The organism is Patiriisocius sp. 208BN25-11 (genome assembly GCF_058147145.1).
In genome coordinates, this window is sequence record NZ_JBYVJY010000007.1 from 161,345 (window position 1) to 172,737 (window position 11,393).

Here is an 11,393-nt window from a genome sequence, read left to right on the forward strand (position 1 = left end):
TTCCGTATCGAACGTTTACAAAACAATCGATATGAAAAAACCTAAATTAAAATTTTGGGATATATTTAATATGAGTTTCGGTTTTCTCGGAATTCAGTTTGGCTTTGCCTTGCAAGGCTCTACGATGTCCAGAATATTTGAAACACTTGGTGCTTCCAAAGATGATATTCCATTTTTGTGGATTGCTGCTCCTTTAGCTGGACTCATCGTTCAACCGATCATTGGTTATTTAAGTGATAATACCTGGCACAAAACTTTAGGTAGAAGGCGTCCCTTTTTCTTATTAGGGGCAATATTAAGTGCTATCGCACTCTTGGTAATGCCATATTCTTCTGAAGTTTGGATGGCAGCTGGCCTTCTTTTAGTATTGGATGCTTCCATAAATATTTCTATGGAACCCTTTAGAGCATTGGTGGCAGATAAATTACCAGAGTCGCAAAGGAGTTACGGATTTGTAGTACAAACACTCATTATAGGTATCGGTACTTGGGTAGCTAGTAACCTGCCAAAATTTGTAAACAATACGCTGGAAATCTCAAATGAAGCTGCCCCTGGTGTAGTGCCAGACAGCGTTAAAGTCGCATTCGCAATAGGTGCTGCTGTTTTTATTGGTGCCATCCTTGTAACCATTTTTACTACAAAAGAATATACTCCAGAAGAAATGAAGGGTTTTGGAGAAGGGGAACATGAAGCTGAAAAGAAGAAAATGATACCAGCAATTTTAAGTACCTATGCATTAATGCCTTTAGTAATGAAGCGACTAGGTGTCGTACAATTTTTCTCCTGGTTTGCATTTTTTGCAATGTGGACGCTTGCAAACCCTGCCTTAACAGAGCATGTATACTTAGCAGGTAAACCAGAGATCACTAACTATGCTGTTTTAGATGAGAATAAAGAGGTAGCTTATAATGACCAAAATGAGGTTTTGTTTTTATCTGAAACATTAGAAACCCAATACAAAACAAAAGATAAAGCTTATAATGAAGCAAGTGATGATGTAGGTTCAAAAATGGGAATCTACGGATTAACATCTATGATTTTTGCCCTTTTATTGACCCTGTATACTGCCTATAATAGTATCAATCGAAAATATGTCCATATGGGGAGCCTTTTCCTTGGGGGCATCGGGTTTATTATTATGTACTTTATTCCTGGAGAGCCAGAAATGCTGGTACTTTCATTCTCACTAATTGGTATCGCTTGGGGTAGCATACTTTCTATGCCTTATGCAATGCTTTCAAGTTCTGTAGATCCAAACAAAATGGGCTTAATGATGGGAGTCTTTAATATGTTTATTTGCATTCCTCAAATTTTAGCCGCTGTTGGAGGTGTTGTATTGCTTTACAATCTTATTGGATCCAATACCATACACGCTATGACTTTAGCTGGAATCTTTTTAATATTGGCTGGTCTAGCAAACTTTTTAATTCGTAACAAGAAAGCAATAACCTATCAACCTTCTATTGACAATGCATAGTAAAGGATTCATATTCGATCTTGACGGTGTCATCGTCGATACAGCAAAATATCATTTTTTGGCTTGGCAAGCCTTGGCTAAGTCGATTGGGATTGATTTTACCGAAAAAGAAAATGAACAACTCAAAGGCGTAAGTAGGGTTCGTTCTTTAGAAAAAATAATAGAATGGGGGAATACAACACTTCCTGAAACCGAATTTTTATCCTTAATGAAAGATAAAAATGATGCGTATTTAAAGCATATTTCTTCAATGGATGCTTCGGAAATTTTAGAAGATGTGCCCCGTGTTCTTTCATTCCTAAAAAATGAAAAACAAAGTATTGCGCTGGGTTCTGCTAGCAAAAATGCAAGAGCTATTTTAAATAAAGTAGGATTGTATGATGACTTTCAAAGTATTGTAGATGGTACCAATGTAAGTAAAGCAAAACCCGATCCTGAAGTCTTTTTAAAAGCTGCAGAAGGTTTAAACGTACACCCTGAACACTGTGTCGTTTTTGAAGATAGTGTGGCTGGTATTCAAGCTGCAAATAAAGCAGGTATGCTTAGCATTGGAATTGGAAATGCGCAAACGTTAAAAGAAGCTGACTATGTTTTTAATGACTTTACAGAAATATCAAACCAGTTTCTATTGGCGCTTATAAACGATAACCTCAAATAAAATAAATAGAATTGTATTCGCTATTTGTATATAGAGAATTAAAAGAAAAAAAGAACAAATGCACATAGATTATATCAAACCAGATCATTGGTCTATCATAGAAGAGGGATTTAATCAAGACACGATAAAATCTTCCGAGAGTCTTTTTAGTATTGGAAACGGTGCTATGGGACAACGTGCCAATTTTGAAGAAAAATACTCTGGAAAAACATTTCAAGGTAGCTATATCGCAGGAGTGTATTATCCCGATAAAACAAGAGTAGGTTGGTGGAAAAATGGATACCCAGAATATTTTGCCAAAGTTTTAAATGCACCAAATTGGATTGGAATTAATGTCGAAATAGATGGCGAACAGTTAGATTTAGCAACATGTTTAGACGTCTCAAATTTCCGAAGAGAATTGAATATGAAAGAAGGGTGGTTATTGAGAAGTTTCTCTGCAACACTTCAAAATAATACGACAATTCAAGTTACATCAAAACGTTTTTTAAGCTTAGATATCGACCAAATTGGAGCTATTAAATATGAAGTAACTCCTTTGAATAAAGATGTTGAGGTTTCTTTTCAACCGTATTTAGATTCTGGAATTACAAATGAAGACACCAATTGGGATGATCAATTTTGGGATACCCATAATGTAAGTCATAAAAATCATCAGGCCTTTATTGAAGCTAGAACTATAAAGACAGACTTCTATACCTGCACCTTTATGGAATCTCAAGTTTTTATTGATGGTAAAATGGTTTTAATAGAACCCAATATTAAAGCAGATGCAACCTATGCATCCTTTAGTTACGCCCAAGATGTAAAAAAGGGACAAACCTATAGCATCCATAAGTTTGGAGGGTATACTGTAGATAGAAATCATACAAAAGATGCATTGGTAACAGAAGCCAAAAAAGCATTAAATACCGCTACCAAATTAGGTTTCCAGGCTTTATTAGAAAAGCAAAAAATGGCTTGGGCGCGTATTTGGAACATGGCAGATATTAATATTGAAGGAGACGTAAAAGCACAACAAGGAATTCGATTCAATATTTTTCAACTCAACCAAACCTACTTGGGAACAGATCCTAGATTGAATATAGGTCCTAAAGGGTTTACTGGAGAAAAATATGGCGGTAGTACCTATTGGGACACGGAAGCATATTGCATTCCTTTTTACATGGCTACGAAAGATCAAAGTGTTGCAAGAAATTTATTGGTATATAGATACCACCACCTTGATAAAGCCATAGAAAATGCTACTAAATTAGGTTTTACAGATGGTGCAGCGCTATACCCAATGGTAACCATGAATGGTGAAGAAAGCCATAATGAATGGGAAATTACCTTTGAAGAGATACACAGAAATGGCGCTATTGCTTTTGCGATATTCAATTATGAGCGATACACAAACGATACCTCTTATATCCCGCAAATGGGGCTAGAGGTCCTTATAGGAATCGCAAGATTTTGGCAACAAAGGGCTAACTTCAGTACTTCAAAAAATAAATATGTAATCCTTGGGGTCACTGGACCTAATGAATATGAAAATAATGTAAATAATAACTGGTATACCAATTACATCGCAAAATGGTGTATTGAATATGCCATGAAAATGTTAGAAAGAACACAAAAGGAAGCTCCATCTCACTACCAACGCATTATTGAAAAAGTAGCACTTGGTAGTCCAGAATTAGCTTTATGGCAAGACGTAGCTTCAAAGATGTACTTTCCATTCGATAAAGACTTAAACCTGTTTTTACAACAAGATGGATTTTTAGATAAGGATTTAAAAACATTAGATGTTCTTGATCCAATGCATAGACCTATTAATCAAAAGTGGAGTTGGGACCGTATTTTACGTTCACCCTACATAAAACAAGCCGATGTTTTACAAGGTTTTTATTTCTTCGAAGATCATTTTAGTACCGATACATTAGCACGTCATTATGATTTTTACGAGCCATTTACAGTACATGAATCATCACTTTCTCCGTGTGTACATGCCATACAAGCTGCAAAATTGGGGCGTATGGACCAAGCCTATGATTTTTATCTACAAACTTCTCGATTAGATCTAGATGATTACAATAAAGAGGTAGAAGAAGGATGTCATATTACAAGTATGGCTGGAACCTGGATGAGTATTGTAGAAGGGTTTGGTGGCATGAGAATTAAAGAAGGAATCCTCTCTTTTGAACCAAGAATTCCTTCAAAATGGAAAGCTTATAGTTTTAAAATAAATTTCAGAGGACAGATAGTAGAAGTTACTATTTCTCAAGATAAAAATAGTTTCCAAGTACATGGTGAAAAGGAGCTTACTATTAAAGTAAATGACGAACTCCTTACCATAGTTCCTAAACAAAAAATGAATGCTTAATATGAAACACCTTGTAATTTTATTTTTTTTACTAGCTGCAAGTTTTTGTAGTGCTCAAATAGATCGCTTAGAGCCCCCTTTTTGGTGGGCAGATATGCAGCATAGTACTTTAGAGATTTTGGTATACGGACAAAATATTGCAAGCTATGATGTTATCTCAACTGATTTGCCTATAGTAGCTATAAAACGGACTGAGAATTCAAATTACCTTTTTGTTTCTGTAGATACCAATTCAAAGAAAGCAGGTACCTATTCTCTAACATTTCAGAAGAAAGGAACCACAGCTTTTACAAGAGCATTTGAACTAAAATCTCGAAATGCAGCAAGTGCTACTAGACAAGGTTTTGATGCTAGTGATGTGGTGTATTTAATCATGCCAGATCGTTTTGCAAATGGAAATCCGGCAAATGATAACACCCCTTCAACGGTAGAAAAAGTAAATAGAAGTTTTAATGGTGGTAGACACGGAGGTGATATTCAAGGAATCATAGATCGTTTAGATTATTTAGACGAGTTAGGTATTACAGCACTTTGGAGTACTCCCTTGTTGGAAGACAATGAACCAACCTATAGTTACCATACCTATGCTCAGAGTGATTTTTATAACATCGATAGTCGCTATGGAACCAATGAAACCTATCGCACTTTAGCCAAAGAAATGCATAAGAGAGATATGAAACTCATTATGGATTATGTTACAAATCACTGGGGAAGCAAACACTGGATGATTCAGGATTTACCTACTTCAGATTGGATACATACCTGGAAAGACGGAGACCAAAGTGGTTTTAAAAGAAGTAACTATAGAATGTCGACCCAATTTGATGTGAATGCCGCTAAAGTAGATGCTCAAGGGTGCATGAATGGTTGGTTCGATACCACCATGCCCGATATGAATCAAGCAAACCCATTGGTGCTAAACTATATGATTCAAAATGCTATTTGGTGGATAGAATATGCTGGCCTAGATGGATTACGCGTAGATACCTATAGTTATAATGACAAGGAGAGTATTGCTAAATGGACAAAAGCGATTATGAAGGAATACCCAAATTTTAATATCGTTGGTGAAGTTTGGATGCATAGCCAAAGTGAAATAGCATATTGGCAAAAGGACAGCAAAATAGGTGCACTTCAAGGATTTAATTCTGGTTTGCCGGCTGTAATGGATTTTACATTACACGATGCTATCGTAGAAATGTTTCGCCAAGAAGCTTCATGGGATAAAGGATTGATTCGTGCCTACAATAATTTCTCGAATGATTTTCTATATGCAGATATTAATAATGTACTTGTTTTTGCAGGAAACCATGATACCAATAGAATAAACGAAATCTATGAAAGTGATTTGGACATCTATAAGCAAGTAATAACACTCATTTTAACCACAAGAGGGATTCCGCAGATTTATTATGGTGATGAAATTGGAATGGTGGGTAATAAGGAGAAAAGAGGCGATGGTGATATTCGAAAAGATTTTCCTGGCGGATGGGAAGAGGATACAGCAAATGCTTTTGAAAAAACAGGAAGAACTGCATCGCAAGAGGCCTATCATAGCTTTACAAAAAAAATACTCAATTATAGGAAGAACAAAAGTGTCATACACACAGGTAAATTATTACAGTATATCCCAATGGATGGCGTGTATGTTTATTTTAGATACAATGAAGATGATCGTGTCATGGTAATTATTAATAATACCACTTCAAAAAAAGAATTGAAATTAGATCGCTTTAATGAAGGATTACAAGGTGCAAAACAAGGAACCGAAATACTTTCTGACACCTCAATACTTCTTGATCAAACCCTTAAAGTTGCTCCAAGAGCTTCCATGATTATTGATTTAAAAAATTAAACAATGCGATATAGTTCATTTCTAATTATTTGTTTGTTTGCGTTCTTGGGATGCGATACCAACAACACACCATTGCTTTATCAAAGTAACATTGATGGGCAGGCCACTCCAGTTTATTTGGAAAATAAGGCAACAACGATTGTTACAGGCGATTATTTTTTAGATACCTCTATTTTAGATTCAATAGAAAGCACTTCTCATTATAAGGCGTCAATGAGTGCCAATAAAAATGAGATTGAAATTGAAGTTACTAATGCAATGCCAGCGATTTCGAACTTGCGAGTATGGACAGGTGCCATTGCTAATGATATACCATTGTTTAAGAGCACCTTAAAAGAAGTGGTCATTTCTATTTCTAAAGCTGCCCTTTCAAATCCTAAAACGGTAGCCATTAAAGGAGCTTTCAACAATTGGCAAACAGCATCGATGTCATTAGATAGTGACAACTATACCTTTAAAACATATGTAACTCCTGGAGATCATCAATACCTGCTTGTTGTAGATGGCAATGATACTTTTGATCCCACCAATACCAAAAAAGTAAGCAATGGAATGGGAGGAACTAACTCTGTTATATCCATACCTACCTATGAAGATAAAGTACCTTTTATTACTACTTCGGAAATTTTAGAAAACGGCTTTACGTTAGAGACAACACAAGAAGATACAAGCATCATAGCCTACATAGGGAATGAACAAATTGATGCGAACCAGATCATTTCAGAAAACAATACCATCACCATAACATTTCCGAAGTATGCAAACGAAAGACAACTTATTAGAGTGTATTCTTTCAATAGCTATGGAAGAGGGAATGACGTAATTGTTCCTTTGTCTAAAGGGACAGTCATTACAGATACAAAGGAGCTAAACCGAACCGATTTTCATACTCAAATCATGTATTTTTTAATGGTAGATCGTTTTAAAGACGGTAATACTGCGAATACAAAAAAAGTTGAAAACGATAGTATTCTCCCAAAGGCAAATTACTATGGAGGAGATTTACAAGGGGTTTTAGACAAAATTAATGAAGGGTATTTTACCGAATTAGGGATCAATACCATTTGGTTATCTCCCATCACTCAAAATCCCGAGGGAGCATATGGCATGTGGCCTGATCCCATGACAAAATTTTCTGGATATCATGGCTATTGGCCTATTAGCAATACTGCTATAGATCATCGATATGGTACTAAAGAAGTATTTAAAGAACTCATAGCTGCAGCACATAAAAATGGGATGAATGTGCTATTAGACTATGTTGCAAACCATGTACATGAAGAACATGTGCTCTACAAAGAACACCCAGAATGGGCAACGTCATTATACTTACCAGATGGTTCTATGAATACAGAGCGTTGGGATGACCATCGTTTAACAACATGGTTTGATACATTTTTACCGACACTCGATTTTAGTAAAAAGGAAGTTGTAGAAAAAATGACAGATAGTGCAGCATACTGGCTCACCGAATACGAATTAGATGGTTTTCGTCATGATGCAACGAAGCATATTCAGTTAGATTTTTGGCGTACACTCACCAAAAAAGTGAAGCAGCGAACAAAACGTTCTATTTACCAAGTGGGAGAGACGTATGGGAGTCCGAGATTAATTCGTAGTTACATAAATACGGGAATGTTAAATGCTCAATTTGATTTCAATTTATATGATGTGACTGTAAATGCCTTTGCTACCGATGCTTCATTTGAGAGACTTGCAAAACAAGTAAAACAAGGTTTGACCTACTACGGAAATCATCATTTAATGGCAAATATTTCTGGAAATCAAGACAGAGCTCGTTTTATCACCTATGCTTCTGGTGACTTAAAATTCAATGAAAATGCTAAAAAAGTAGGTTGGACTACTGAAGTTGGAATGAGTGATGTCACTGCATACAATAAATTGGCCATGCTACAAGCGTTTAACATGACAAGTCCAGGCATACCATGTATTTATTATGGAGATGAGTATGGAAGTATTGGTGCCGGAGATCCAGACAATCGAAAAATGATGCAATTTGATGGGTTAAATGAACATGAACAAGCATTACGTAATAAAGTAACTGATTTGGTAAAAAAACGCAGAAATTCTATGGCGTTGCAATATGGTAGTACAAAAATACTACAGGCAAACGAAGAAATGATGGTACTACAAAGATCTTATTTTAATGAAATTGTAAGGGTTATATTCAATAAAGGAACTAAAGAATTAAAGTATAATGACACCCTAGTGCCAGCAAATGATTATGTAATACTAGCGAATAAGTAATATGAACTATCAAAAAAATACCATGAAATCACAACTCCTTTTACTCCTACTTTCCGTAGTATTTATAAGCTGTAAGGATACTTCAAATAAAGTTAAAGCCGATGAAACACCTGTAATTAAGACCATTACAGATGGTGATTTGGAAAATGCTGTATTGTATGAAGCAAATATTCGTCAATATTCTAAAGAGGGAACTTTTGATGCTTTTACAAAAGACATCCCCCAGTTAAAAGAATTAGGGGTTAAAATTATTTGGTTGATGCCCGTGTTTCCTATTTCTGAAACAAAAAGAAAAGCCACTGGCGGAGATTTTGCAAGCTTGATAGAGGATGAGGCAACTAGAGATAAAATGTTAGGGAGCTATTACGCTGTATCAAATTTTGAAGAGGTAAATCCTGAGTTTGGTACCAAAGAAGATATTCGTGAATTGATTCAAACCGCTCATGATAATGATATGTTTGTTATTCTAGATTGGGTTCCAAATCATACAGGTTGGGATCACGTTTGGTTAAAAGAAAACCCAGAATTTTATACTAAAAATGCACAAGGAGAAATCACAGATCCGTTAAATGAGGATGGAATCCCTGTTGGTTGGGCAGATGTAGCCGATTTAAATTACGACAATGAAATGCTTTGGAAAGAAATGACCGAAGACATGTTATATTGGGTAAAAGAAGAAGGAATTGATGGCTTTCGTTGTGATGTAGCGGGGTCTGTACCTCTTAAGTTTTGGGAATATAGTATTCCAAAATTAAGAGCAGAAAAAGATATTTTTATGTTGGCAGAAGCATGGGAACCAGAATTGTTAAAAGGGGACAACCTTTTTGAAATGGCTTATGCGTGGGAAGGGCATCATTTATTTAATGAAATTGCACAAGGAAAGAAAAATGCTAAGGATTTTCATAACTACATGAAGAAGATGGATACCATGTATGAAAAAACCGATTTCTTGGTCAATTTTATTACCAATCATGACGAAAATTCATGGAATGGAACCATCAAAGAACGTATGGGAGATGCTGCCGAAACGATGCTAGCCTTAAGTTATAGCATGCCTGGTATGCCTTTAATTTATAGTGGACAAGAATATGATTTAGACCACAGGTTATTGTTTTTTGAAAAAGATGAAATACCTCATACAAAGGCTACAATGTGGCCCATCTTAGAAAAATTAGGAACGCTAAAAAACAACAATCCAGCATTACATGGAGCTAAGGCAGCAGCAAGTTATAAGCCTATTAGTGCATCAAATGAAAATAACATTTTAGCATTTAGAAGAGATAATAAAGGAAATGAGCTTATTTATATCGCGAATGTTTCTAGTGAGGCTACTTCTTTTAAAATTCCGTTGACAGGTACTTTTACAGATCTAATGACAAATAAAAAAATAATACTTTCTGAAAACCAAGAACATAATTTTGAAGCTTGGCAATACCTAATATTAACGAAATAAATAGATAATAACCTTTATTCCTTTTCCAGAAGGTCTGAAAAGTAAAAGAGTACTTTGTTCTCTTTCTTTTCAGACCTTTTTTGATGGTTTTTCTTCGGAAACTTTAGTAAACCTACAAAGTTGTTAACCGAAAACGTTGTAGTGTTATACATAGATTGGTTGTCCTATTTTTTGATGATATATTTAGAATATAAAATCAATTATGAAGAAAATAGCAGTCTTAACCAGTGGTGGCGACGCCCCTGGCATGAATGCAGCCATTCGCGCAGTGGTTCGTTCTTGCGTATATCACGACATCGCCTGTGTTGGTGTTTTTAGAGGGTATCAAGGTTTAATCGAAGGAGATTTTAAACCCCTTGATGCACGATCAGTAAAAAACATCATTAATAAAGGAGGTACTTTTTTAAAATCAGCTCGATCACAAGAATTTAGAACTAAAGAAGGAAGGGCTAGTGCATACAAACATTTAAAGGCTGAAGGAGTAGATGCCCTTGTAGCCATAGGCGGCGACGGTACCTTTACAGGAGCCATCGTATTTAATGAAGAGTTTAATTTTCCAATCGTCGGACTCCCAGGTACCATCGATAATGACATTAATGGAACCGATTTTACCATCGGCTATGATACTGCTCTAAATACCGTAGTGGAAGCCATTGATAAAATTAGAGACACTGCCAATTCTCATAATAGATTGTTTTTAGTAGAAGTAATGGGAAGAGATGCAGGAGACATTGCATTAAATGCAGGGATTGGCGCTGGTGCAGAAGAGATTTTAATTCCAGAGCAAGATATGGGAAAAGAGCGCTTACTAGCCTCTTTAAAACGAAGTAAAAAATCTGGAAAGTCAAGCAGTATTGTCGTGGTAGCAGAAGGTGATCAGATAGGCAAAAACATCTTGGGCCTTGCCGATTATATTCGTGAGAATCTTACAGAATATGAATGTAAAGTAACGGTGTTAGGACATATTCAAAGAGGAGGTTCTCCAAGTTGTTACGATAGAGTACTCGCCAGTAGACTTGGCGTTGGTGCCATAGATGCACTGCTACGAGGAGAACGAAATGTAATGATAGGTGTTGTCCATAATAAAGTAGTGACGGTAGATTTTAAAGTTTCATTAGAAGGATCAAATAAAATCGATGAGGATTTAATAAGAGTAGCCGATATTACATCTATATAAGGTATTAATAGCATCATAAGATGCAAAAAACAAATTATGAAAACAAAAATTGCAATTAACGGCTTTGGCCGAATAGGGCGAATCGCCTTCAGAATAGCTTCAAAAAACCCAAACATTGAGGTAGTAGCTATAAACGACTT

At 35.8% G+C, this 11,393-nt stretch carries 8 protein-coding genes; all 8 read left to right on the plus strand.

All coding sequences use genetic code 11. The features are described 5' to 3' along the window. Positions 1-31: 31 nt before the first annotated feature. Positions 32-1,477, plus strand: a complete 1,446-nt coding sequence (locus ACY2RS_RS10260) for an MFS transporter (protein WP_490098562.1) — start codon at positions 32-34, stop codon at positions 1,475-1,477. Then, positions 1,470-2,135, plus strand: coding sequence for a beta-phosphoglucomutase (pgmB, locus tag ACY2RS_RS10265; protein WP_490098563.1), 666 nt, complete (start codon positions 1,470-1,472; stop codon positions 2,133-2,135). The genes ACY2RS_RS10260 and pgmB overlap by 8 nt, the downstream gene beginning before the upstream one ends. Before the next feature lie 58 nt (positions 2,136-2,193). Further along, positions 2,194-4,500 carry a glycoside hydrolase family 65 protein gene (locus ACY2RS_RS10270; RefSeq protein WP_490098564.1) on the plus strand — a complete coding sequence of 769 codons (2,307 nt, stop codon included), beginning with the start codon at positions 2,194-2,196 and terminating at the stop codon, positions 4,498-4,500. Position 4,501: 1 nt separating this feature from the next. After that, positions 4,502-6,355, plus strand: a complete 1,854-nt coding sequence (locus tag ACY2RS_RS10275) for a glycoside hydrolase family 13 protein (protein ID WP_490098565.1) — start codon at positions 4,502-4,504, stop codon at positions 6,353-6,355. A gap of 3 nt (positions 6,356-6,358) precedes the next feature. Continuing rightward, positions 6,359-8,623, plus strand: coding sequence for an alpha-amylase family glycosyl hydrolase (locus ACY2RS_RS10280; protein WP_490098566.1), 2,265 nt, complete (start codon positions 6,359-6,361; stop codon positions 8,621-8,623). 22 nt (positions 8,624-8,645) lie between these two features. Further along, entirely contained in the window at positions 8,646-10,076 is a 1,431-nt protein-coding gene (locus ACY2RS_RS10285; protein ID WP_490098567.1) for an alpha-amylase family glycosyl hydrolase, read from the plus strand. 202 nt (positions 10,077-10,278) lie between these two features. Further along, the gene (gene pfkA / locus ACY2RS_RS10290; protein ID WP_490098568.1) at positions 10,279-11,253 is read left to right on the plus strand and encodes a 6-phosphofructokinase; all 975 of its coding nucleotides are present in this window, start codon (positions 10,279-10,281) and stop codon (positions 11,251-11,253) included. Between the two features lie 36 nt (positions 11,254-11,289). Then, positions 11,290-11,393 (plus strand): glyceraldehyde 3-phosphate dehydrogenase NAD-binding domain-containing protein (locus ACY2RS_RS10295; protein WP_490098571.1); only part of this gene is annotated, 104 nt, incomplete at its 3' end.

Coding starts and splice junctions, on each gene's coding strand:
- pfkA (WP_490098568.1), top strand. CDS start 10,279: ATGAAGAAAATAGCAGTCTTAACCAGTGGTGGCGACGCCCCTGGCATG.
- ACY2RS_RS10260 (WP_490098562.1), top strand. CDS start 32: ATGAAAAAACCTAAATTAAAATTTTGGGATATATTTAATATGAGTTTC.
- ACY2RS_RS10285 (WP_490098567.1), top strand. CDS start 8,646: ATGAAATCACAACTCCTTTTACTCCTACTTTCCGTAGTATTTATAAGC.
- ACY2RS_RS10275 (WP_490098565.1), top strand. CDS start 4,502: ATGAAACACCTTGTAATTTTATTTTTTTTACTAGCTGCAAGTTTTTGT.
- ACY2RS_RS10280 (WP_490098566.1), top strand. CDS start 6,359: ATGCGATATAGTTCATTTCTAATTATTTGTTTGTTTGCGTTCTTGGGA.
- ACY2RS_RS10270 (WP_490098564.1), top strand. CDS start 2,194: ATGCACATAGATTATATCAAACCAGATCATTGGTCTATCATAGAAGAG.
- pgmB (WP_490098563.1), top strand. CDS start 1,470: ATGCATAGTAAAGGATTCATATTCGATCTTGACGGTGTCATCGTCGAT.